Origin of the sequence: Marinobacter sp. KM021 (assembly GCF_050707965.1) — a bacterium.
Taxonomy (GTDB): Bacteria; Pseudomonadota; Gammaproteobacteria; order Pseudomonadales; family Oleiphilaceae; genus Marinobacter; species Marinobacter shengliensis.
In genome coordinates this window covers 1050749-1075471 of the sequence record NZ_CP136129.1, presented here as the reverse complement: position 1 = coordinate 1075471, position 24723 = coordinate 1050749, and the positions used below count along the sequence as shown (strand labels likewise).

General features: G+C 57.7%; 21 protein-coding genes. 5 read left to right on the top strand and 16 right to left on the bottom strand.

Features of this window, described 5'->3' with window-relative positions:
• The first annotated feature begins 50 nt into the window (after positions 1-50).
• Complete coding sequence (locus RVM24_RS05025) at positions 51-926, top strand: LysR family transcriptional regulator (RefSeq protein ID WP_431475038.1); 876 nt, start codon at positions 51-53, stop codon at positions 924-926.
• Here the strand turns inward: RVM24_RS05025 and RVM24_RS05020 are convergent, their stop codons facing one another.
• The 10 genes from RVM24_RS05020 to RVM24_RS04975 form a co-directional block, all read right to left on the bottom strand.
• Positions 927-2072, bottom strand: coding sequence for an MFS transporter (locus tag RVM24_RS05020; protein WP_431475393.1), 1146 nt, complete (start codon positions 2070-2072; stop codon positions 927-929).
• A gap of 30 nt (positions 2073-2102) precedes the next feature.
• Entirely contained in the window at positions 2103-3197 is a 1095-nt protein-coding gene (aroC, locus tag RVM24_RS05015) for a chorismate synthase (protein WP_230713928.1), read from the bottom strand.
• 36 nt (positions 3198-3233) lie between these two features.
• A complete protein-coding gene (gene prmB / locus RVM24_RS05010; protein ID WP_230713930.1) occupies positions 3234-4139 on the bottom strand; it encodes a 50S ribosomal protein L3 N(5)-glutamine methyltransferase in 906 nt (301 codons plus the stop codon).
• A 78-nt stretch (positions 4140-4217) separates the two neighbouring features.
• Positions 4218-5444: a patatin-like phospholipase family protein gene (locus RVM24_RS05005; protein ID WP_138435594.1), complete on the bottom strand. Its 1227-nt coding sequence runs from the start codon at positions 5442-5444 to the stop codon at positions 4218-4220.
• A 4-nt stretch (positions 5445-5448) separates the two neighbouring features.
• A complete protein-coding gene (locus tag RVM24_RS05000; protein WP_228263762.1) occupies positions 5449-6360 on the bottom strand; it encodes a DUF4892 domain-containing protein in 912 nt (303 codons plus the stop codon).
• The gene (locus RVM24_RS04995) at positions 6353-7273 is read right to left on the bottom strand and encodes an alpha/beta fold hydrolase (protein WP_286920837.1); all 921 of its coding nucleotides are present in this window, start codon (positions 7271-7273) and stop codon (positions 6353-6355) included. The genes RVM24_RS05000 and RVM24_RS04995 overlap by 8 nt, the downstream gene beginning before the upstream one ends.
• Positions 7274-7285: 12 nt before the next feature.
• A complete protein-coding gene (locus RVM24_RS04990; RefSeq protein WP_058089697.1) occupies positions 7286-7636 on the bottom strand; it encodes a PilZ domain-containing protein in 351 nt (116 codons plus the stop codon).
• A gap of 106 nt (positions 7637-7742) precedes the next feature.
• Complete coding sequence (gene holB, locus RVM24_RS04985) at positions 7743-8774, bottom strand: DNA polymerase III subunit delta' (RefSeq protein ID WP_431475037.1); 1032 nt, start codon at positions 8772-8774, stop codon at positions 7743-7745.
• Positions 8767-10857: a transglutaminase TgpA family protein gene (locus tag RVM24_RS04980; RefSeq protein WP_431475036.1), complete on the bottom strand. Its 2091-nt coding sequence runs from the start codon at positions 10855-10857 to the stop codon at positions 8767-8769. The genes holB and RVM24_RS04980 overlap by 8 nt, the downstream gene beginning before the upstream one ends.
• Positions 10854-11885 (bottom strand): DUF58 domain-containing protein, encoded by a 1032-nt coding sequence (locus RVM24_RS04975; RefSeq protein ID WP_431475035.1) that lies wholly within the window; start codon positions 11883-11885, stop codon positions 10854-10856. The genes RVM24_RS04980 and RVM24_RS04975 overlap by 4 nt, the downstream gene beginning before the upstream one ends.
• Positions 11886-12116: 231 nt before the next feature.
• Here RVM24_RS04975 and RVM24_RS04970 point away from each other — a divergent pair, with 231 nt between their 5' ends.
• On the top strand, positions 12117-12731 hold the full coding sequence (locus tag RVM24_RS04970) for a hypothetical protein (RefSeq protein ID WP_286255427.1): 615 nt from the start codon (positions 12117-12119) through the stop codon (positions 12729-12731).
• A gap of 136 nt (positions 12732-12867) precedes the next feature.
• On the opposite strand, the gene RVM24_RS04965 is transcribed toward RVM24_RS04970, so the two are convergent.
• A complete protein-coding gene (locus RVM24_RS04965; protein WP_286255425.1) occupies positions 12868-13662 on the bottom strand; it encodes a DUF6160 family protein in 795 nt (264 codons plus the stop codon).
• A 170-nt stretch (positions 13663-13832) separates the two neighbouring features.
• Positions 13833-14411 (bottom strand): hypothetical protein, encoded by a 579-nt coding sequence (locus RVM24_RS04960; RefSeq protein WP_286255423.1) that lies wholly within the window; start codon positions 14409-14411, stop codon positions 13833-13835.
• A gap of 173 nt (positions 14412-14584) precedes the next feature.
• On the opposite strand from RVM24_RS04960, the gene RVM24_RS04955 reads away from it, so the two are divergent.
• Entirely contained in the window at positions 14585-15916 is a 1332-nt protein-coding gene (locus tag RVM24_RS04955) for an anthranilate synthase component I family protein (protein WP_431475034.1), read from the top strand.
• Between the two features lie 75 nt (positions 15917-15991).
• Here the strand turns inward: RVM24_RS04955 and thrH are convergent, their stop codons facing one another.
• Positions 15992-16606: a bifunctional phosphoserine phosphatase/homoserine phosphotransferase ThrH gene (thrH, locus tag RVM24_RS04950; protein ID WP_138436266.1), complete on the bottom strand. Its 615-nt coding sequence runs from the start codon at positions 16604-16606 to the stop codon at positions 15992-15994.
• Between the two features lie 245 nt (positions 16607-16851).
• On the opposite strand from thrH, the gene RVM24_RS04945 reads away from it, so the two are divergent.
• Positions 16852-17577 carry a phosphoadenylyl-sulfate reductase gene (locus RVM24_RS04945; protein WP_061331122.1) on the top strand — a complete coding sequence of 242 codons (726 nt, stop codon included), beginning with the start codon at positions 16852-16854 and terminating at the stop codon, positions 17575-17577.
• Between the two features lie 70 nt (positions 17578-17647).
• On the opposite strand, the gene cysB is transcribed toward RVM24_RS04945, so the two are convergent.
• Entirely contained in the window at positions 17648-18625 is a 978-nt protein-coding gene (gene cysB, locus RVM24_RS04940) for an HTH-type transcriptional regulator CysB (RefSeq protein ID WP_058089688.1), read from the bottom strand.
• Between the two features lie 214 nt (positions 18626-18839).
• Here cysB and RVM24_RS04935 point away from each other — a divergent pair, with 214 nt between their 5' ends.
• Complete coding sequence (locus tag RVM24_RS04935; protein ID WP_431475033.1) at positions 18840-21563, top strand: LuxR C-terminal-related transcriptional regulator; 2724 nt, start codon at positions 18840-18842, stop codon at positions 21561-21563.
• Between the two features lie 246 nt (positions 21564-21809).
• Here the strand turns inward: RVM24_RS04935 and dinG are convergent, their stop codons facing one another.
• Entirely contained in the window at positions 21810-23990 is a 2181-nt protein-coding gene (gene dinG / locus RVM24_RS04930; RefSeq protein WP_431475032.1) for an ATP-dependent DNA helicase DinG, read from the bottom strand.
• Positions 23990-24721, bottom strand: coding sequence for a general secretion pathway protein GspB (locus tag RVM24_RS04925; RefSeq protein WP_431475031.1), 732 nt, complete (start codon positions 24719-24721; stop codon positions 23990-23992). Before RVM24_RS04925 ends, dinG begins: the two co-directional genes overlap by 1 nt.
• Positions 24722-24723: the final 2 nt, after the last annotated feature.

Below are 24723 nucleotides of genomic sequence, written 5' to 3'. Positions count from 1 at the left end.
GACCTGCACCAAAACAACCGGACTTCAACAACCAGAAGCAGGCACCAAAAATGGACGCAAATTCCCTGAGAGCATTCCTGACCATAGTCGACCAGGGCTCCTTCTCGGAAGCCGCCGAAACGCTGCACCTGACACAACCGGCCATCAGCAAACGCCTCGCCGCCCTCGAAACCCAGCTTGGCACCAAACTCATCGACCGAAGCAACCGCGAAATCCGCGTAACCGAGGCCGGCGCCAGACTCCTGCCCCACGCCCGCAAGATCCTCGACGAAATACACAACGCCCGCCTCGCCCTCAGCCCGAACGCCGACACCATAGAAGGCGAACTTCAGCTTATCGCCAGCCACCACATCGGCCTGCACCACCTGCCAAACTGGTTAAGACGCTACCGCCGCGAATACCCACAGGTAACACTGGATCTCCAGTTTATGGAATCCGACGCCGCCTACCACCAGATGAACAAGCGTAATGCCGAGATCGCGTTCGTCACCCTCAGCGATAGTATGAACCCGGAGTTCCGCATTCTGGTGCAATGGCTAGACCCGATGGCCTTTGTCATTGGCGCGGAGCATCCGCTGGCACAACTGCAACACCCACGGCTTGAAGACCTGGCCCAACACCCGGCCCTGTTGCCGGACACCAGCACTGCGACCTACCGGGTGGTCAGCCGATTGTTTCTGGAAGCGAACCAGCCACTGAAACCCCTGATGCCCACCAACTACCTGGAAACCATCAAAATGATGACCAGCGTTGGCCTGGGCTGGAGTGTGCTGCCGGTGAGCATGCTGGACAACAGCCTGCGGGTGCTTGACGTTGGACACCCGGTTTCCCGGGTACTTGGCGCCGTTGCGCTGAGTGGCCGGCAATTGAGCAATGGTGCTCAGGCGCTGCTTGAGATTGTGGAAGCGGAAGAAATCAGGAGCTGATTAGCGCCCGGTCTCCTCATCAACCTTCGGCATGGGTTGCAAGCCGCGCCAGGTGACCAGGATGGCCACAGCCATGGCGGCAGCGCCACCCCAGAACGCGGCGGAGGTGCTGATGCCCTCCACCAGAAAACCGGACATCCAGGCGCCGAGGGCGCCGCCGGCACCAAAGGTCAGACCGCTGTACAAGGCCTGCCCCTGGCCATGGTGGTGCTTGCCAAAGAACCCCTGGATGTATTGCACAGAAATCGCATGCAACGCACCGTAGGACGCTGCGTGAAGCAGCTGGGCGAAGATAAGTATGGGCACGACCATGGTCAGTTCGGCAATGAGTATCCAGCGAATCATGGTCAGGAACAGAGCCCCGATAACAATCTGGCGCACACTGAACCGATGCGACAACCGGTGCATCACCAGAAACAGTCCTATTTCCGCCAGCACACCCAGTGACCAGAGCAAGCCAATCGACAGCTTGCCGTATCCATGTTGTTCCAGATGAATACTGAAGAAGGTGTAGTAGGCACCGTGAGATACCTGCAGCAGGAAGTTCATCAGGAAGAAAGCAATAACAGCCGGATGGGTGATGATGGCTTTCAGGCTGCCTTTCGGAGCCGGCGGTTTACGTTCGCCCCGCTCCGCAGGCACCAGAAACGCCGATACCGCGATGCCTGCAAAGACGGGCAACAGCAGCCAGGGCAGATAACTGACCGGAACCCACTCCAGAATGGCTCCCACGACAGCCACGGCACCGATAAAACCCACCGAGCCCCAGAGCCGAACCTTGCCGTACTTGTCTTTCCTCGTGCCAAGTGCCCGCAGGGTAATCACCTCATACAGCGGCAGGATCGCGTTCCAGAAGAAGGTAAAAGCCAGCATCACCAGAAGCAGGCCATAGAACCCGGGTTCCATGAACACGCCGGCAAAGAACAGCGACCCGGTAATGGCGCCAAAACGGACCAATCGCACCCGCTGGCCGGAACGATCCCCCAGCCAGCCCCAGACACTTGGCGCGACAATTTTGGTGAGCTGAATGGTCGCCATCAAAGTGGCGATTTGCAGGTACGAAAACCCCTGCCCCTCCAGGTAGAGGGACCAATAAGGCAAAAGCCCTCCAAGGAGGGCGAAGAACCAGAAGTAGAGGTTAGACAGCCGCCAGTAGATGGTGTCGCCTCCCTCTGATCAAAGCTGGCCGATGACCGGGGTGCTCACTTCCACATCGCCATTCTGCCCCCGGTGGCGCAGATAATGGTCCATCAGCACGATGGCCATCATGGCCTCGGCGATAGGCGTGGCGCGAATGCCAACACAGGGATCGTGGCGACCGGTGGTAATCACCTCAACCGGATTACCATGCACGTCAATGCTCCGGCCCGGCAAACGCAGGCTGGATGTGGGCTTCAGCGCAATACTGGCAACAATCGGCTGGCCGGAGGAAATCCCGCCGAGCACGCCGCCCGCATGATTGGACAAGAAACCTTCCGGCGTCATTTCATCCCGGTGTTCAGTGCCTTTCTGATCAATGCAGCCAAACCCGGCGCCGATTTCCACACCCTTTACCGCGTTGATGCTCATCAGTGCGTGGGCCAAGTCTGCGTCCAACCGATCAAAGATCGGCTCACCCAGTCCCGGCGGCACACCGTCAGCGACCACGTTGATGCGGGCGCCAATGGAATCCCCTTCTTTGCGCAGGGCATCCATATAGGCTTCCATTTCCGGCACCTTATCGGCGTCCGGACAGAAGAACGGGTTCTGATGCACCTGATCCCAATCGTGCTTTTCCGCTTTGATCGGCCCAAGCTGAGACAGATAGCCACGAATGCGAATGCCCAGACGCTGTTCAAGAAACTTGCGGGCGACCGCGCCGGCAGCAACGCGCATGGCCGTTTCGCGGGCCGATGACCGGCCACCACCCCGATAATCCCGTACACCATACTTATGCGTGTAGGTGTAGTCGGCGTGCGCCGGACGAAACTGTTCGGAAATCCTGGAGTAATCCTTGGAGCGCTGGTCGGTGTTCTCGATGATCAGGCCAATCGGCGTCCCGGTGGTTTTACCCTCGAACACACCAGAGAGAATGCGCACTTCATCCGCCTCACGCCGCTGCGTGGTGTGGCGGGAAGTCCCAGGCTTGCGGCGGTCCAGATCCTTCTGCATATCGGCTTCTGATAGTTCAAGGCCCGGAGGGCAGCCATCGATAATGCACCCCAGAGCAGCCCCATGGCTCTCACCGAATGTGGTTACGGTGAACAGTTTACCAAATGTATTTCCCGACATAATTCAGCACTTTATAAAGGTTTTATAAAATATTTTTTAACTGTTTCTGACCTGCCATTCGCGCAGGTCAGCAGCCGTTACCAGAAACACGCCATCGCCGCCGCTATCAAATTCCAGCCAGGTAAGCGGCAGGTCCGGATAGGCATCATCCATGGCACCCCAGGAGTTGCCCACTTCCACGATTAACAAACCGTTCTCGGTAAGGTGCTCCGCAGCCCCGGCAATAATACGATGAGCGATATCAAGGCCATCTTTACCCGCGGCCAGACCCAACTCCGGTTCGTGACGGTACTCTTCAGGCATGTCTGCCATGTCTTCAGCATCCACGTAGGGCGGATTGCTGAGGATCACGTCGTAACGGCCTTCGATGCTCTCAAACACGTCCGAACGGATGGTCTGAACCCGACCTTCCAGGCCATGCAACTCGATATTTGAGTCCGCCACTTCGAGGGCGGCCTCGGAAATATCAGACAGATCAACCTCGGCTTCATCAAAGACGGTGGCCGCGCCGATACCGATACAACCGCTGCCCGTGCACAAATCCAGTATCCGTTGAACGGGCTGGCTCCCCAACCAGGGCTGAAGGCCATTCTCCAGCAGCTCGCCAATCGGCGACCGGGGAACCAGCACCCGCTCATCAATGTTGAACGGCATACCCATAAACCAGCCTTCGCCCAGAAGGTAGGCGATTGGTACGCGCTCATTAATGCGGCGCTCAATGCGCTCAACAATCAGTTCGCGCTCTGTGCGCACCAGGCGCGCATCCAGGAACACATTGTTGTTTTCCAATGGCAGGTGGACACTGCGTAAAACCAGCTGCACGGCTTCATCCCACACGTTGTCGGTACCATGCCCGAAATACAACGGCGATGCCGCAAACCGTGACGCGGCATAGCGCAGAAAGTCCCGGATGGTGTGTAGATCGTCAACTGGACTGGTCACAAAAACGTCTTCCTGGTCAGGCTAATGTAGCGCGGCATTATACGCCTATTAAGCACAGGCCTGCAGCCCACACACAGATTAAAGGGCCAACGGGCCGGAACTGCTGCGGCTTTGCTCAAACCGGTCCAGTGCGGCAGCCATACGCTCCCGGCCCAACTGAATCAGCTCCGGGGCCTTGTGATAATCGTAACTTCGGCTGGCATTCTTGGGGATATTAACCAGGAGATCAGGCGGATACCCGGCAATCTTGTATTGAACCAGAGCACTCTGCATGGTTTCGATGGTGAGGTTCATCACATCAAATTTGCCAATGCCCAGCTTGTCCCAGTCAATGGTCTCGTGGTCATCTCGTTTCTGGTGATGAGCGGCCTTCTCCGGCTCCTCATGCCGGGCTTTCAAATCCTTCTCTTTATGCTTTTTCGCCATCTCCCGGGTGATCTTTTCTTCGGGAGATTCCCCGGTATCGAGTTTCCTTGAGGTCAGGGATTTAATGGCATCCCAGTCAAACCAACGGGAGGCTTTATCCCGGATGGCGTCGACCCATTCATCCATATCGCTGCCGGAGTCTTCATCGGCAAATGCCGCATCGGGAATTCGCCTTGGCTGTTCATCCTCGCCACTCAGGTTGACGGCCATGATCAAATCGGCGTGGGCAGAGATCGTCGGAATAATCGGCAGGGGATTCAGCAATGCACCGTCTACCAGCACCCTGCCATCCAGCACCAGAGGCGTCACAACACTCGGGATGGCAATGGATGCCCGGATGGCGCGATCCAGCGGCCCTTCCTGAAACCAGATTTCCTTGTGGGCAAGGAGATCGGTGGCAACCGCAGTAAACGCAATGGGCAAGTCTTCGATCCGGGTATCGCCCAGAATGTCACGGACCACCGAGAAGACCTTCTCTCCCCGAATAGCGCCGACCGAGGTGAAGGTAACGTCAAGCAGTTTAAGGACATCGAACTGGCCCAGCCCGGTCACCCAGTCCTTGTATTCCTTCATCTTGCCAGCCGCGTACATACCGCCGATCAGGGCGCCCATGGAACAGCCCGAGATCGCGATAATGTTGTAACCCCGCTCCTGCAGTACCTCAATGGCGCCAATATGGGCGTAACCCCGGGCACCGCCACTACCGAGGGTCAAGGCGACCGTTTTGCCGTTTCCGGTTTGCGAGGGCTTGCGTGCAGTATTGGCCGGAGCTTCGGCCGGCGATACGTCAGAACTTGCCAATACTTTGTTGACGCCATCCTCTGCAGGCACTTGCTCACTGCCGACCTGTTGGTTGTCTGGCTTGTTGTCCCCGGACATTCCCTTACCTCTTGATTACCAGGATTTCGATGCGGTCACCCGTGCGGTTAGGGTCCGCTACCTGAACCCCCGGCCCGATAGCCAGGGTGCGGACCTGCTCCCGGGAAACTCCGGATTTCGCCAGCACGTCGGCCAGGGCGCCCGCAGCCCTTTCCGCCCTTGCGATCGAATCATTCAGGGTTTCATCATTTTCCAGCGAAGAAAACGCGGCAAGCACCACCTCGGCGCCCTCCTCTGCCGCCCACTCTCCCAGCCGCCGGCGATCCGTAGTCGACAGGTCAAACCGATGGGTAACACCGCCCTGCCAGGGCACAATAATGGGGCCCAGCAGTCGTGCAGCAGACGCCTGAAAGCCGGGAATGTCCGCCCCGGCTGCTACCTGGAGGTGTTCAACCCACACATATTCACGCTGATTGCCACGGGTAACGGTGTACACCAGGGTCAACCATCGGTTGCCATCAACATCTGCCACGGCACCGACGAAGTAGTCCTGGTCCTGATCCCGGCCGAGGAGTCTGGGTTGCTCAAAAATCTGGTTTGCCCAGACGTTGCTTCGGCCGCAGGCCACTCCGGAACATTCAAAAAGGATCTGGCCGCCTCGCGCCTGAAGCTCTCGCCGGTAGTGTTCCTGTGCGGCCCTGCGGCTAGCATCCCGGTTGATTTCGAATAACTGACCCTTGCCGTTCACCGGCAGCCTGGCCATGACATCCGAGCGGATCTCTCCGCGTATTTCGCGAACCGGGCTCATAAGCACGAGGTGTCCGGACGACCGAATGTCCAGCGCCGACTGAAGGCTCGACTGGGCGAACTTATCCAATGGCTCGCCAAGCTCCGATGCTGACGCCACTGAACCGCAAGCCAGCAAAGCAGCCGCCAACAGGCTCCGGAGTTTCATTACAACAGCACGATTATTCATTGAATAGAAACCTTTTTATAGCATGTGCAACCGGCTTGGTGTCACCATCCAGGTGACAATGGTGCCCCCCGGGAACGTCCACTGTCGTCAGATCGGGTATCAGCTCTGCACGTTTGTCCAATCCGCCACGGCTGGCCAACAACCCTTCAGACGCTCTTACGAACAGGGTTGGCGTCCGGATGGCGGCCAGTGAGGCATGAACCTGCTCTTCGGTCATCATTAAAGGCGTGGGGTGTCTTAGCCGTGCATCAGTGCGCCAGACAAAGCCATCTCCTTCAGCCCGCATGTTTCTGGGCACCAGCAATGCTGCGGCCTCCGCGCTCAACGGGCTGAGCCCGCCCTCACGGATCCTCGCCGCCGTCGCCACATCGGGATAGACCGCCGGAGGTGCCGATCCGTTCCGTTTTTTCTGCAAGGCCCGGCGCAACTGGGGGATGGTTTCCTTGGCGGGGCGGCTCAGGGCACCCAGACTGTCAATCATCACCAGCCGCCTCACCCTCTCAGGGAAAGCTGCCGCATACAGGGCACAAACGATACCACCCAGCGAATGGCCCACCAGATCAAGGGGGTACCGTTCGCTTTCCGGAAAATGATGGTCAATCAATTCACTGAGGTCTGCCACATAGTCCATCAGCCAGTAACCATAGCCCGGTGGTCGATGCCCCGAATGGCCATGACCGGCCATGTCGATTGCGTGAACACTGGCATCGGTGGCCAGCGCTGGTGCCAACCGGGCGAATGTCATGGCGTTATCAAGCCAGCCGTGCACCATAAGTATGGGGGAGCGAACTTCGTGCGAGGGGTCAGTATGCCAGGTCAGGCCGGCAAGGGTCAGGTTATCGAGCGGCCAGTGTGCCTCCCGGCAGCCGGCCGGAATGTCGTGACCACTGCCGGGTAACACAGTGTCAGTCATGCAAGGCGAGTCCTACATGGTGTGCGTTGGGCGATCAGAGCTCAGCGAGCCTGCCAGGTAAGACTCGATCTTGGTCCTTGCGGATTCATCGTCACCGTTAAACTGGACGCCGATACCTGCCGCACGGTTACCTTGCGCTCCTTTAGGGGTAATCCACACCACTTTACCCGCCACGGGTATCTTTTCCGGCTCGTCCATCAGGTTGAGCAGCAAAAACACCTCGTCTCCGAGCTGATATTGCTTCTGGGTAGGAATGAATAGACCACCTTGCCGAATGTAGGGCATATAGGCGGCGTACAGAACCGCTTTGTCCTTGATGGTCAGGGTGAGAATGCCGCTGCGTGCGCCAAATCCTGGGCCCATATCACATACCTTTTACGCTGGAAGTTCTTGTGTCGTTAAACCTTGCCACAATGCTTCAGGAATTTCCTGACATTTCACAATCATAGCAGCTGAAATTGAAGAAAGCTCAGCTTGCTTTCCGCTTCCTTGGCATCAGTTCCCGCCAGGCAATCAGAAGCTGGCTGGCCTCCAGTTCCGGGCTGGCATTGTATACCGCGGCACTGCGACTTTCCCTAACCAGGTCCAGGAGCTGATGAGCCCGCCACGGCGGATTGTTGTTTGCCAGATAACCAAGCATGTCCGCCGCTTCCGGGTCAGATACTGCACCCCCCACACTGGCCCGCGCCAGATCCGCGGCCCAGCTCTCAAATAACCAGAGCGAATCGTCAAGGCCAAGGGCCTTGAAGGATTTAGCCGCCTCGCCAACCGGAATTTGCCCTTTCATAAACTGCCGGAATGCTTCAAAGGCCTTGTCCCGAAGGGGCAGAAAATCTCCCAGGGCATAGTCCAGCGCCAACCGTGGTGCATTGCCCGCCAGCATCAGGCTTTTGGCCAAGGTCTCCGCACCCGGCCGGCCTGCTTCGTCCAGCTCAGCCACGCGGGCAGCCAGCCATTGCCCACCCTGCTCTGCTGTCGGCAAGGGTATGGTCAGCGCCTGACAACGGGAGCGAATGGTCGGCAGGACCGGCCGGCCGCTCTCCTGCAACAGCAGCAAAGTCACATCCGGCAACGGCTCTTCCAGGGTTTTCAGCAGCGCATTGGCGGCATTGATGTTTAATTGATCTGCCCGGTCAACAATCGCGACCTTGTGGTGGCCAACCTGGGGCGAAGCAACTGCAAACGTAGAGAGCGCCCGTATCTGGTCAACCTTCACCATGCGCGATTTTTCCGGGGCATAAACCCGTAAATCCGGGTGGCTGCCTGCAGCCAACAGATCACATTGCTTGCAACGGCCACACGCCACCGCCGCGCCGTATTCTGACTTGGCCGGTGCTTCACACAACAGCAATTCGGCCACTGCCTGGGCCCAGGCGCGCTTTCCTACGCCCCGCTCCCCCACTACCAGCAATGCGTGGGGCAAACGATCCTGCGCCAGTCGGCTTTGCACTAACGACCAGGCGCGGGCCAGCCAGGGCATTTCCTGTGCGATGTCAGTCATGTTTCGGCATCCGGGATCCGGTTTCCTGATTGCGTTTGAGTTGACGCTTCATGGTTTTCAGCAGCCGCCTCAGCCGCCGTGTATCGTCATCAGCCTGACGGGTTGAGGCAGAGCTATAGTAATGGCTGTTCACTGTCCGGGCAAAGATCCGGGCAGACTCCGCCACCGATGGCCGGGCCTCGGCCATGCGTTCCGCCAGCACAACCGGGGTTTCGCCACTGCGCACAGGTACACCGGCCTGTTCACACAGCCGGTGCCATGATCCGACGACGCGCCTGAAGCCATCCTGACGTGCTCCCCGGGTCATTGAAAGCGCCGACACCAACCCGGCCACAAGAAGGGCAAAGCCAACCAGCCCGGCGGTAATGTAGCCAAGCTCCTTCATGCCAATGCCGCCTGGCAGCCGGGACATCAGGTTCATCTGGCTCTGGCCCTGATAGCCCACCACCCAACGCTGCCAGTGGTAGTTTATTCGGTCGAGCTGCAGTGACGCCCACTGCAAAACCGCCAGATCGCCATAACGCTGGGGAGAGGTCAGGTTGTTCTCCAGGAAAGAGCCCTCTTCGGCCATCGCCTCCCGCAATCCGAACTCAATACGGTCAGGAGCAATCGCAGCGGTGGGATCAACCCGAACCCAGCCCCGGCCTTCAAGCCATACCTCAACCCAGGCATGGGCATCGTACTGGCGCACAATGAGATAATTGCCCCCGGCGCCGGCATCTCCGCCCTGGTACCCCACCACCACACGGGATGGAATTCCAGCAGCCCGGAATACAAAGGTGGCAGCGCCCGCGTAATGGGCACAGAACCCGCGCTGCGCCTCAAACAACAGGGTATCCACACCATCGTTGGGCATCGCCGGTGGCCGCAGTGTGTAATAGTATTCCTCGTTACGGAACCGCTGCATGAGCTCGTTAACCACCTGGGCCGGGGAATACTGGCCCGCCAGCTCACTGGCCAATGCCCGCGCCCGCGGGTTTCCTTCGCCAGGCAATTGCAGGTAGCGCTGACGCGCTGCTTGGGTGAGCTCACTACCCGGCCGGGGTTGCCCGGGGGCAATCGCCAATCGGTAACGAACCGGGCTGTCTGCGGGACGACGGAAACGGAACAGATCCTCCCCTGCGTCAAACACGTTGTCCGAGACCGCAATCGAATCTTCCAGGGAGAAGGCCCATCGTTGGTCCGTGGGCTCCATCAGCACATCGTACTGATTGTTCGCCAATGCCCCCACGCCGCCATCCACCGCGACCCTGCCAGGGCGCTGAAAAGGCTCCCGGTCGCGCTGCCGCCATGTCTCGCCGTCAAGGTAATCGAGAATCAGCCCTCGCCAATAGCGATCCCGATACTCGGGAATCGAACCACCAAAACTCACGCGGAACGCCCGCTCACTGCTCTGGGCCAGATTGGAGATATCGCCGGGGCGCATGGTGTCGGAGATACCGCTGCGAGCCTCGCCGGAAACCAGTGGGACACTCCATAGCGGCGCCATACGCGGAAAGAACACAAATAACAGGACGACTACCGGCAGGGTTTTCACCATCAACAGGCCCAGCCGCTTCCAACCGGCCTTCAATGACCCCGGAAGATCCGGCGCGTTAAGAACCTGCAGACCCACCAGCAGGCAGGCAATGGCTGCAAACGTCAGCAGGGCCCACAGGATGTCCTGTTGGAACAGGAAGTTTACAGCCGCCAGATACACCAGAATAAAAAACAGTACATAGAAGTCTCGGGCGGAGCAGGTTTCCAGCCATTTGAGCCCAACCGCCAACACGAAGAACGACGCAGCAGTATCGACGGTAAAGCGGCCATGAACAGTCCCTACGTAGACTCCGATCAACACCAGCATAATGCCCGTCCGCAACCAGCGCCCCGGCAATCGCACCCGACCACTCTGGGCCAGCCAGCGCCAACCTGCCAGCACCACGCAGGCGGCAATCAGCCACCAGGGTAACCGGTTCCACTGTGGCAACAGTAACAGTGCAAAACTGCCAATCAGCCAGAGAAGCGCTGTGCCAGGAATGGCATCTATCGGTACTTCGGAACGACGGTTTCTACCAAGGAGCACATCGACCAGGCGGCTCATATACTGCCTCCCGCCGTAGCCCCGTCCACGGCTTTACGGGTACCAAACGGTAATGCATCCTGCTCTCTCGGCGGCTTTTCGCCCCAGACCGCCAGCGCCCGTAGGCACCGGTCTGTATGGATTGGGCCGGTGTCGGGTTCGATTACCTCCCCCGGCAGGTTCAAACCAAACTTCGCGCCTTTCTGTAGCCGGTCGGCCACCAACCAGGCCAGATAGCTGAGCCTGAGTTCAGTATCCGCGCCCGGGAAAGCGTTGAAATCCAGCCAGTGGGGGCTTCCTTGCTCCCCTTCCCAATCGGCAACCACCATCTGCCCGGAGCGGGCAAACCGTTTCCACATGACCCTCTGGCTAAGATCCCCTTCACGCCAGGGCCGAAGGTCGGCATTATCCTGACCGGCCACAGGCGCGGAAGAGCGGGCCTCACTGCCGTCATCCACCTGGCTGATTACCTCCGGCGCAACCAGTGGCCTGGGATAGGCTATGCCGGCCGAACTCGGGCGTAACCAGGACCAGGCCTTGAGCAACCCGAATGGGAAACGGGTTTCAATCCGAACCTTGTCTGGCCGAAGGTAACCACGATGGGCTGAGGGAATGGGCAAAATGACGTCCAAGGCTTGGCCAGCCGGCACATGGACACCTTCCAGCTTTGAATCCACAACCGACAGTGCAATGGCAAGCCCGCTATCCTTGCCAGCGGTAATCCGAAATCGAAACGGTATATCATCCCCGGCCTCGCCCTCGCCGGGCTGAACAAGGGCGAGCGTCAGCCCCGAGAGATTGCGATGGGTCTGATGCATGGCACCGACGAACAGGGCCCCGAGAATGAAGGTCAGCAGGTAAATAAGGCTGTTCTGGTAATTGATGCCGGTGATCAGCATGATCAGAAGCAGAACACCAAAAACCACCCCAGCACCGGTTGGCAGGATGAAGATGTTTTTCTGGCTGAATGTCTGGCTGTCTCCGCGGGGAACCCTGCGGTTAATCCAGTGCTGCCATCGTTGCCGGAGTTTTCGCGTTATCATGCCCATCAGGCCGCATTCTTCCTCAAAAGTTCACCCGTTACCGGCATGCATCAAACCACATTACCCGGCCGCCCATAAAGCTTTACTGCCCAACTGCGGATTCTGATCACAGACCAGGCACTTTCCGGTTGAAAAACTGTCTGACAAACCGAATACTCCGTTAAGGAAGCGTATTGACTGAATAGAGTAGTCTCAGCCGCGCCCCTCAACTGATCCGGTAACGCAAGAGGCTATGCCATGACACGCCCAACACTGCTTGCAACGGCCATCACCGTCACTCTCTCCTCTCCGGCCATGGCCGGCGTTCAGACGATGACATCGGATGAGATGGTGGAAACCTATGTTCAGGATTCCGCGGTCATAGTTGTGCCAAGAGACCAGCAAAGAAACGAAGCGGATCGCCAGCGAATTATCAGGGCGCTGACCATCTCGCCCGGCGAGCCGGTTCTGAGTGAAGCCGAAGAGGAAGCCTACCGCGAAGCGCTCCAGCGCTATATGGAAGATGGCAAGTCCGACGCTTTGAGCAGCGCCGAAGAAGAGTTCCTCCGCAGGGCCCTTCTGCTACCCACTGAGGAGCTGGCCCGGGCCCAACCCCCGGCCAATTTTGCCGAGACGATTCCACAGCTGATTTTCGGTCAGCAGCCACAAATACCGGACGAACCTTTTACCCAGACGTTTCTTAACGACCAGCTGGGAATTGGTTTCGACGGGCAGAACCTGAACTTCAGTATCGGCAATCCGCCGGGTATTGATCGTATCGACATACCCCACGGCATCAACGAGGGGCCTATCCAGCTAACCCCGAGACCCGGCGGCGGATTCGACCTATCCATTCAGGTGCCTGACCGCTGATTCAGATCCCGCATCTCTAGAGCAAAACGGCGACCTTTAGCGGGTCGCCGTTTTGTTTTGGCCAGATTTTTTCTGGCGAAATAAAAACGCCCCGCAATGCGGGGCGCCCATCACCTACTCAGGTGTTCAGGTCAGATTAGTGACCGTAAACAGCCAGACGAGTGTCGGAGATGGTCAGGTTATCCATGGCGATGGAACCGATGGAAGTACCACCGATTTCGATTGCGCCAATGGACATATCCATGGTGATGTCGTTGATGTCGATACGCAGAACGTCGGTTGCGGTAGAAGCACCGAAGCCGTCGCCTTTGTAAACATCTACGTTAGCCACTGCAAACATGCCGGCAGCGCCAGTGTCACCTTCAAAGAACTGACCGCCCATGATGGCCATATCGCGGATACCAATGCCCAGGAATTCAACATCGAAGTCCATCTGCATAACGTTGAAAGCAACGTCCAGGTTCAGGGTGTCGGTAGCGGTATCAACGCGGATATCCAGAGCACCCAACATACCCCAACCGCTCAGGTTAGATACCAGAGTGGTGCTCTCGCTGCCGTCAGCAGCAACCAGTTCCATGGAGCTGGCAGTCATACCCCAGTCGATCGGCTGACCAGAGAGTGAACCAACGTGGATTACAGCGTCACCGTCAGCTTCTACGTCGATGTCGATGTACAGGTCGTCCAACAGGTCGGTGCCCGGACCACCAGCAACACCAGAACCACCCAGAACGATATCGTTCACGGTGAAGCTACCTTCATCCGTATACACGAACTGACCGATGCTGACTTTGGTTTCCAGTTCGATGGTCACACCAGCCTGGCCAGTAACGTTACCCATTGCGGTATCGTCAAGCGCTTTCAGGTCAGCGTGAGCAGCGAACGGCATAGCGGCAACGGCAGTTGCCAGAGCAATTTTCTTCAGGCCTTTCATTATTATCTCCTTGTGAAACTCATTTTATTCTTGTGTGAGTTTTTTAAGTGAAGTCCTTTACTCCACGGGTCCATTTAAGATTGTTTTACAGTCCTAGTCCGTGACTCCATTCACACTCTTTTACGTTACAATTACATTTGGAAACAAGTATCGATGAGTTCGCATTTTGCTCAGGACTGCCCACCTTTGCTTTGGTAGAACCACTCGAACGGTTTCTCCTGGGAAACTGGCTCAGCCCAGGAAATCGCACCATTCCGGATTTCGTAACCAATCACTTTATTGGAAGACACCCCAAGCCGATGTTCATGCTCAATCACAAGTGCCTGGGTATCGCTGTGCTCGTTAACCCGGCCCGTGTAGAGAATGGCTGCCGCACTGATATGGCCCCGCTGGGCAATGGATTTGATTGCTGCTCGATACATCTTTATTCGAGCAGAAGCCGGGATACCCTCCGCCTGACCATCGATATTGATACGTTTGACGGTTTCACCGTCCTTCATCAGCATCCAGGCGGCGGGCATGTTCGGAGTTTCGTCGAGAATAGTGGATTGATATTCCTCGGTGGCAACCTCAGACAGCCGGACCAACTGTTGCTGAGCGCTTACAAGAACCACACCCAACTCATCCTCTGATATTTTCCCATCAGACAAGGGACCGTCTTGCGGCAAACCCTCCGCCAACGAGTGCGTCGCACCCAGGGCAAACAGACTGAACGTGGCGGCAAGTGCGTGTTTTCTGAAGCGAGACATAGGACAACTTCCGTTCTTGTTTTATGGATTTTCAGTTCACGGGCGGCAAAACCCGGTAAAATACGCCCCGGGCTGATCGGCTCCGTATAACCATTAGATCAGCGCCTGTCCTGATCGGACAACGGCCGTTTTGTGCATCGTGTATCATTCTTCCAATTTTTAACGGAGGTATCTTGGCCTTTCCTCTCTGCCAGCCTGTTACCCGGCAACAATACAACCGACTGTGCGCCCACGCCTCACAGCAACCGGACTTTATTTTTCTCGGCAGCCAGGCACCTGCGGGGGGCCGTGGTGAAGCCAGGGGTTTCAGCTGTCTTGCCGTGGAGCAGGCTGTCATCGATAGCACGCCGAATAGACGAATCGACACGCCCACCCTTGCCGGTGAGCTGGAGGCGCTGGCAGATACCTACCGGCAGCCCGGGATCACCGATGCCGAGGTGCCCTGCCCTCTCGCAGGCGGCTGGGTTGGCAGCATTGCCTACGAGTTCGGCTATGCCAGAGAACCAAGGCTGAACAGACTGGCCAGGAACCTCCGCTACCCGCTGTTTTTCGCCGGGCTTTACCTGTGGATGGCCAGTGAGGACCTGGAAAGCGGCGCATGCTATCTGTGGGTCCACCCCCAACTGCCCGCCTCCACGGAAAAAAAGCTGGTCGATTGGCTTGACCACCCTGTTAACGATGATCATGAGCCCTGGTTGATAACCAACCATTTCAACCCAACACAAACACCCGACAATTTTCGGCAAAGGGTCAATCAGGTAAGGCATTACATTCAGTCAGGTGACTGCTATCAGGCCAATCTGTCCCAATCGTTTGAGGGGCACTACCAGGGCAGCCCCTGGGCCGCCTTCAACGCGCTCAGCGATGCCAACCCGACGCCTTATGCAGCTTTTCTCCGCTTTCGGAGTAACGCGGTAGTCTCAGTATCACCGGAACGATTCCTGGCCATTCGCGAAGGTGTGATTGAAACCAGCCCCATCAAGGGCACTCGTGCCCGGGGTCAGAACCCTGAACAGGATGAAGCTTTGGCGCAGGAGCTACTGGCCTCGGAGAAAGACCGGGCCGAGAACCTGATGATCGTGGATTTGCTTCGTAACGACCTCAGCGTCCATGCCCTGCCCGGCTCAGTCAGTGTGGATGAGTTATTTGCCCTTGAGTCCTACCGCAATGTGCATCACCTGGTGAGCCACATTCGAGCCAAATTGAAACCTGGTATCAGCCCGTTACAGGCGTTATTTGATGCGTTCCCCGGTGGCTCCATTACCGGCGCCCCGAAAATCCGCGCCATGGAAATCATTGCCGAACTGGAGCCCCACTGGCGGGGTCCCTACTGTGGCTCGGTGTTCTATTACGGTCTTGATGGCCATCTGGACAGCAGTATTGCGATTCGCACCCTGCTGTGCGAGCCGGACGGGACAGTCAGTTGCTGGGGAGGGGTGGCATCGTGGCCGACTCAGAGCCAGAGGCTGAATACCAGGAAACCCTGGCAAAAGTGCAGCCGCTGATGCGGTTTCTGGAGCAGCTGAAACTCTGACCTGCGCTACCAGGCTTGCGGCGGCGCAAGTCAGAGCCCCAAAGGATCAGGCCGGGTGAACAGCGCTGGCCTTCAGGAATTCCTGCCGCAGATCATCGAAATTGTGCACTGCAGGGAACTGCGGGAACTCGTCAATAACGTTCTGCGGTGCATGGAACAGAATACCGGCTTCTGCCTGACCCAGCATGGTAGTGTCATTGTAGGAATCACCGGCAGCAATCACCCGGTAATTCAACAACTGGAAAGCGCGAACTGACTGGCGCTTGGGATCACGCTGACGCAGCAGGTAGTTGGTGATCTGACCATTCTCTGCCACTTCGAGCTTGTGGCACAGCAGTGCCGGATAACCCAGCTTTTTCATCAGTGGCATGGCGAATTCATAGAAGGTATCCGACAGGATCACCACCTGGAAGCGCTCACGCAGCCAGTCCAGGAATTCACGGGCGCCAGGCAGTGGGTCCAGAGTGCTGATCACTTCCTGAATCTCCGGCAGACCATAGCCATGCTCGTCCAGGATGCGCAGGCGCTGCTTCATCAGCACATCGTAATCAGGAATATCCCGAGTGGTTGCCTTGAGCTCCTCAATGCCGGTTTTTTCTGCAAATGCGATCCAGATTTCCGGGATCAGTACGCCCTCAAGGTCAAGACATGCGAGTTCCACAACGGTCTCCTGAAAAAGTCATAATTGGCCGGGCCAACAAGGCCCGGGTTGTCTGGGGCGTATGATATGAAAATCCTGGCCGGAATGCATCGTGAATCCCATGGATCACCTTATCAGCGAGGCATAAAGATATAGATGCTCATTCCTTCAAGCTATGAGGCATTTGGTGGTAGCCTTTATTTCAGGTTAGATCACACCTTTATTCACTCCGTTGATCGCACAGTGGAAAAGCCCCCTGGAGCAACATGACTGATATTGAAAATCTCCGCGCTGAACTCGACGGCCAAAGCCCCCGGGCTATCCTCAAGGCGGCGCTGGCACGCTATGACAACATCGCCATTTCATTCAGCGGCGCCGAAGATGTAGTGCTGATCGAAATGGCCCACAAGTTAACCGACAACCTGCAAGTGTTTACCCTGGACACAGGCCGGCTGCACCCGGAAACCTACGAGTTCATCGAGCGCGTGCGAAAGCATTACGGAATCGAGATTGAAGTGCTGTTCCCGGATGCCGGTGAAGTTCAGGACATGGTGAACCGCAAAGGATTATTCAGCTTCTACGAAGATGGCCATTCCGAATGTTGCGGCATTCGCAAGGTCAACCCTCTGCGCAAGAAACTGGCAACCGTTGATGCCTGGATTACCGGGCAACGCAGGGATCAGAGCCCCGGTACCCGCAACGACGTACCGGTAGTTCAGGTTGATTCAGCTTTCTCCAGCGACAACAAGACTCTGGTGAAATTCAACCCGCTCGCGAACTGGAGCTCGAAAGAGGTCTGGGATTACATCCGGATGTCTGAGGCTCCCTACAACACACTGCACGAAAAAGGCTTCGTCAGCATCGGCTGCCAGCCCTGCACCAGGCCGGTGCTGCCGGGCCAGCACGAGCGGGAAGGCCGCTGGTGGTGGGAAGAGGCCACCCATAAGGAATGTGGCTTGCATGCGGGCAACCTGATCGGCAAATCAGGCTAAACCCATTTTGCACCTGTAAAAAAAGCCCGCACGTCATCACTGACGGCGGGCTTTTCTGTTATTCAGAACTTCAATAAACCGGCAGTTCAATATCCTTGAACAATTCCTGGATTTCTGTGCGACTGCCCTGATGCGCAACCACGTTATCGATCATGTCCTTGGTCAGGTGCGGCGCAAACCTGTGCATGAAATCGTACATGTAACCACGCAGGAAAGTCCCTTTCCGGAACCCGATGCGGGTGACGGAAGGCCGGAACAATTTGCTGGCATCCAGCGATACCAGATCGGTATCCACTTTTGGATCAAACGCCATGCTGGCAATAATCCCCACCCCAAGGCCCAATCTTACGTAGGTTTTGATCACGTCGGCGTCCGCAGCGGTAAACACCACTTTTGGTGTCAGGCCACGGGACTGGAAGGCCTCATCCAGCTTCGACCGGCCGGTGAAACCAAACACATAGGTGACCAGGGAATACTCCGCCAGCTCTTCCAGGGTCAGCTCCTGCCCTTTTGCCAATGGATGATCCTTGGGCACAATCACGCAGCGATTCCATTTGTAGCAAGGCATCATGATCAGATCATTGAACAGATCCATACCCTCAGTGGCGATGGCAAAGTCCACAGCGCCATTGGCCGCCATCTCGGAAATCTGCATCGGCGTGCCTTGATGCATATGCAGCGACACGTCCGGATATTCTTCAATGAAACCACTGATCACCGGTGGCAAGGCGTAACGGGCCTGGGTGTGGGTGGTGGCAATACTCAGGTCACCCTTGCGCTGATTACTGAACTCCTGGGCAATCTTTTTGATGCCCTCCACCCGGCGCAGTATTTCACCGGCCTCCCGGATGATAATCTCGCCACCGGGGGTGATGCGAGTCAGGTGCTTACCACTGCGGGCAAACACCTCCAGGCCCAACTCATCTTCCAGTAACCGAATCTGCTTCGAGATACCCGGCTGGGAAGTGAAAAGGCTCTGGGCGGTGGCGGAGACATTCAGATCGTGGTGCGCCACTTCCCAGATATAACGCAGCTGCTGTAATTTCATTGAGTCTGTCGCTCCCTGGATGAGTCTTTTATCCGATAATACGCATAAGAATTTATTTTTTCATTCTTTTTGGATATACAGTTTTATCTGTATTCAGTGTAGACCAATTACCAGGATTCGCTGCCCCACCAACGCTTTGCGTCACCGCAGCACTTGACTTGTGTGCGACAAAGCACACAATCCGGTTACTACCATGCCCTGACCCCGGGAAACCATGCTACTGACCACCAAATTTTTCAGGCCAACACCCGACTCCAGAGCTGTGCGCAGACACCGGCTGGACGCTCTGTTGGAACCGGAGCAAGGTAAAAGGCTGAACCTGATCGTGGCGCCGGCCGGCTTTGGCAAGACCACCCTGGCCAGCCAGTGGTGCGCCCGCAACAGTACCAGCACCGCCTGGCTGTCACTGGATGAGCATGACGACCAGCCGGGGCAGTTCTGGCAGTATGTGATTGGCGCGTTCAAGCATGCCGGTCTCATGGGGCTTGAAGACTGCGAGAAGCAGATATCCCGGCAGCAGGGTGACGACCTGACCGCCGCCATTACCGGGCTGGTCAATGCCCTGGCCGAAGACCGCAATCCCTGGCATCTGGTTCTCGACGATTACCATGTGATCAGTAACGACGGCATCCACCGTCAATTGGCCTGGTGTATGGACTACCTTCCCCCGGGCATCCTGGTAACCATTGCCTCCCGCACTGAACCCCCACTGCCATTGGCACGGTGGCGGGTCAGGCGACAGGTTCAGGATATTCATCCGGGACTGATGGCGTTTTCGGAAGACGAATGCAGAGCCTTCTTCCAGGACACCATGGCAATGAACCTGTCTGAACAGGAGATCCGCACCATTTGCCGGCGTACCGAGGGCTGGGTTGCCGCCATGCAGCTCTCCGCCCTGGCAGGTAAAACCGAAGCCCTGGAGTCCGGCCACTCCGGCCATGAGCGTATCGGCACACCAGATGGTGCGCTGATCAGTGATTATGTTCTGACCGAAGTTCTGCACCAACTCCCGGACGAACTCACCGGATTCCTGCTGGACACCGCTTACTGCCCTCGTCTGTCCAGCTCACTGTGCAATGCCGTTCGCCAGCGGGATGACAGCCAGGACATCCTCACTCGCCTGCTTTCCCTGAACCTGTTCCTGATTCCCCTCGACAAACACAACCAGTGGTTCCGCTACCATGACCTGTTCCGGGAAGCTCTGCTCCAACGGATAGAATCCATTGATCCAGAACGGGCGGCGGTGCTCCAGTCCCGCACCATTGACTGGTTGCTTAGCCACGGCCAAGTGCAGGAAGGGATTGCCCAGATCGTCAGCCAGAACGACACCGACCGCCTGGCCCGGGTGCTTGCCGAGCATGGTAACAACCTGATTCACGGTGGCTACCACCTGCCGGTACTGGCCTGGCTGGATACCATACCGGCAAGGCAACTGGCTGAAAGCCCGCAACTGCAGATGCTCAGAATCTGGGGGTTGTTCTTTGCCAACCGCGTTGAGGGCCTGGCGCCCCTGCTGACTGAAGTCGAAGATCTGCTCGACCGGCGGGTGGCCGATTCCCATCCTGATGCCGAGGGCGCGCTGGCTATCCACAGTGAAATATCCCTGGTACGTTCTTACCTGGCCCGAAGCAGGAATGACGAAAAGAATGCGTCAGACCTCACCCGTCAGGTACTCAAGGACATCGATCAGATCCAGATACCGTTGAAATCCGTCACCTATTACGGCCTCGGCCTCGACTACTTTGGCAAGGGTGAACTCAACGATGCCGAGGAAGCCCTGGAATCAGCCGTTCACTATGGACAGATAGAGCGCAAGGCCAGCACCGCGCTGTCCTCAGGCGGCCTGTTGGCGTGGATTCAGTACAACCGTGGTGACACCGAGCTGGCCCTGAAAACCACCACCCGCGTACGCAACTGGGTGGATGAGCATTTCGCAGACCCAAGCCAGCCACGGCTTATTTCCTGCTGGCAGAACAGTGCGCTGACCGAAATCTACCGTGAACGCAATGAGCCGGAGTTGGCCGCCAGTTACCTGTCTCCGCTGCTCGAACATGTGGAGAAAGGTACGGAGCCCGGACAGCATGTGGTCATCCAGTACGTACGCGGCCACCTTGCGTTCAGCCAAGGTGAACTCGAAGAAGCCATCGAATTGCTGGGAGACGCTGTCGCCGTTGGCAGCAAGCGCCGTGACCACATCCTGTTTGATCCACCTGCCGCTTCGGCCCTTCTGGCCCGTTGTTACCTTGCGCTGGGCCTCGCTGATAAAGCCATGACCACCCTGAAGGCGGCCCTGGAAACACCAGCCACCAACCCCCTGAACCGGGAACAGAACCAGATCGCGCTGGCTCGGGTGCAGGTAGCCCTCAAGGATTATCAGAAAGCGCAGGAAACCTTATCGGCACTGGTTCCGGTGGCAGAACGCAACGCCCATAACCGACATCTGGTGGAGATCCTGTTGGTGTATGCCGATGCCCTTGCGCAAGAAGATCGCGATGAGGAAGCCGCCGTCATGCTGGAGCGGGCGCTGGATCGAGCCGAAAACGCCGGTTTTTTGAAGCTGTTTGCGGAAGAAAGCCCCAGTCTTCGGGCCATGCTGCTGGACTGCCCCCGACTACGAACGCCCGGGCGCTGGAACCGTGAACTGCTGACCATGCTGAAAGACCAGCTATCCGGAAACGCCGACATTGCCCTATCCAAGCCCCAATCGGACCAGCCCTCTGAAACAACTGACGGGCTGGCCGAACCCCTGAGCCAGAGAGAACAGGAAGTACTGCTCCTGATTAATCAGGGGCTGGCCAACAAGGACATCGCCACCAGGATGGCGGTGGCGCCCGCCACCGTCAAAGCCCATATCCGGAACCTGTACGGCAAACTCGGCGTTAGCCGGCGCACCGAAGCCCTGGCCCGGGCACGGGAACTGAAAGTGCTTCAGGACTAAAAGTGTGACCACTTTCACACTTTCTCAGAATTAAGCCTCGTCACTACGCCCTTTGGACGATCCGTTTACGCCCCGTTAAGCCCTATTATTCAACCATGGTGAGGTTAACGCCTTACCGAGAATTCTGAACTTCAGGCCTTCAGACTTCTTGTTCCGCGTTGTTTCGACGCCCGGGTTCGTTTGAACCCCTTTCGATAAGAGCCATCCCCTTTCGGGCTGGCTCTTTTTTTATGGGCAGTATCCGGACTAATGCTCAATGATTCGCCGGAACGGCGGCAGCGCGTCCAGCAGCAACTGTCCGTATCGGCGTGCCACTATACGCCGGTCCAGAATGGTTACCCTCCCGGTATCCTGCTCAGTGCGCAACAGCCGCCCCACCGCCTGAACCAGCTTGACGGAGGCATCCGGCACGGTGATTTCCATAAACGGGTTGCCACCGCGCTGGGTTACCCACTCCGCCAGACTCGCCTCGATCGGGTCGTCCGGCACTGAGAACGGCAGGCGGGTGATCACCACGTGGTGCAGGTACTTTCCGGGCAGGTCGATACCCTCGGCAAAGCTGGCCACTCCGAACAGCACACTGGGCCGCCCTTCATCAACACGAGAGCAGTGCGTTTTCAACACCTCGTTCTTGGCCATGTCATCCTGGGTAAGAATCAACTCGGGATAATCCGGTGCCAGGGCATCCCTCACCTGCTGCATTTGCCGGCGGGATGTAAACAGAACCAGGGTGGCCTTCTCACCGGCCCAGAGATCCGGCAGCCGCTTGATCAGCGCCTCGGCAAAGCCATCATCGGTTGGCATGGCAGCCATAGCCGGCACTTCCACCGTGGCCATCTCGCCATAACGGAAGGAACTGGGCACCACCAGATAACGGCTGGCCTCTGGCAATCCCGCCCGGGAACGCAAACGGTCGAAACGGCCCAGGGCCGTCAGTGTGGCACTGGTCAGAACGGCGCCATAGACCCGCGACCACAGGCGGGAATACAACAGGTTGTCCGCCAGCACAGGTGAGCTGAACAGGGCAATATCTTCTGCATGGTCCCAACGTTGGCGCACGGCCCAGCGGGCAGGCGGCGGCCCTTTACGAACGACCGGTGCAGCTTCTGCCGACTCATCGTTCTGTGGAATGACCGGCCCGGATTCACACCAGGCCGCCCACAGGCGCAGCTGCTCCTCAGCCCGGCTATGGAAGGCGCCAATCACCGGATACCAGGAATCGGCGGTGTCCCGGTCCAGCTCCGGGTCTTTTCGCTCATCGAAGGCACTTTGCAGTTCATCCACCAGGGTACCCAGGTGCCGAACCAGTCCGGCGGTGACAATCCGGGTCTCCGCAGCCAACTCTGCAACCGCCTCCGGCAGTTCGCCATCCGGGTAACGCCACTGGGCGCTGCGCCGTTCGTCATTAAATTCCCAGCCGGTGTTCTGTTCAATCTCTTCGTAAACCCTGCCAAGGGCAATATCCAGATCACGGCCAGAAGTGCTGATTTTCTCAACCGCCTTGGCCGCCTGGGAGCCGCCAGGTAACCAGGGCTGCATTTTGACCAGAGCCTGGGATAACTGTTTCAGCCATTGCCGTGTGGAGTTCAACGGCACCGACGCGGCAAAATGGTTCAGCGCTTTGTCCGGCAGGTGATGCGCCTCGTCAAAGATGAACAGCGCGTTCTCCGGCTCCGGTAAAATGGCACCGCCGCCGAGGGCAAGATCGGCCAGCACCAGGTCGTGGTTGGCCACCACCACATCGGCGTCATCCAGGTCTTTGCGGGCGTCGAAAAACGCGCAACTGTCGAAGTAGGCGCAATGGCGGTTGGTGCACTGGCGGTGGTCGGTGGTTACCTGACGCCAGATGTCATCGGGAATCTGCTCTGGCCAGTGGTCCCGGTCGCCATCCCATTCGCGTGAACCGTAGGTGGCAAGCATCTTCTCAAAGGTGATTCGGCTTGCAGCCTCGTCATCCATGGGCTGTTCAAGAAGGAACAGGGGCATGGTGTCGCTGTCACCATGGCCCTCGTCGTGTAACCGGGCCTCCAGGCGGGACATGCACAGATATCGACCCCGCCCCTTGGCGAGGGTCCAGCTGAAATCCAGTTTACTGTGTTTGCGAAGGTCGGGAAGGTCCTTAAGAACAATCTGATCCTGCAGCGCCACGGTTGCCGTGGAGATCACCAGCGTTTTACCCAGGGCCTTGGCTACGGGTATCGCTGCGATCAGGTACGCCAGGGTTTTGCCGGTACCGGTGCCGGCTTCCACCACACAGGCTGCCGGGGGCGAGGTACGCTGGCCATCGTTGTCGGTGATTTCACCCATGTAACGGGCAATCTCCGCGATCATCAGCCGTTGGCCGTAACGGGCGCGAACGTCCTTACCGGCCAACACATCACGATAAGCCTGCTGAATCTGTTGTTTGACGTCGTCGGTCAGCGCCATTATCGCGGGCTCACCCAGTCTCGTACCGTGCCTACCCGGAAACGTTGGCCAGATTTGCTGAGAATCACGCCATCCTCAGTGATACGCTCAACCACCAGGCTGGCAAAGGTGTCACCAGGGCGAAGATACTGATTGTTGATCATTACCCGGCTGGCCATGGGGTCGGACGAATAGATATGGCTATTGAAGGTCAAATCAGGAACGCTCTTTTGAAACGACAGCGGCAGTTCTACCAGGTGCGGCACTCTGCCCTGAGAGTCTGCCGGCGTCAACACCCTTTCCCGAACAGACTGGTCCGGAACAATCACCAGGGGAGCTTCATTGCCGGATTCAGCCAGGGGCTCGTCTGCCACCTCAAATGCTGCAACCACGTCCTGGCTTGGCTCAGCCTGTGGCGTAGCCTCAACCGGCACTGGCTCCCGGCCCGGCTGCCCCTGTGCGGACACCGAGACATCCGGATCAGCGACCAAATCCGGATCGGCAACCAATGGCGCCTGTCGAGCCGCTGTTGGCGCGTCGTCTACCGGGCGCGGATCAGACGACTGCGCTGGCCAGAACAGGTAAGCCATCACAGCAGCATTGAGCAACAGCGCCAGAACCACCCAGACAACGGGTGATAACGGCTTCTTTTTGGGCCGATAGACCATTTGCACCTGCTGCCCCAGGTCTGGTGCCTTGCCCTGTCGCCGCTCGGCTTCGGATTTTCTCAACGCATCAAGAATATATGACATAG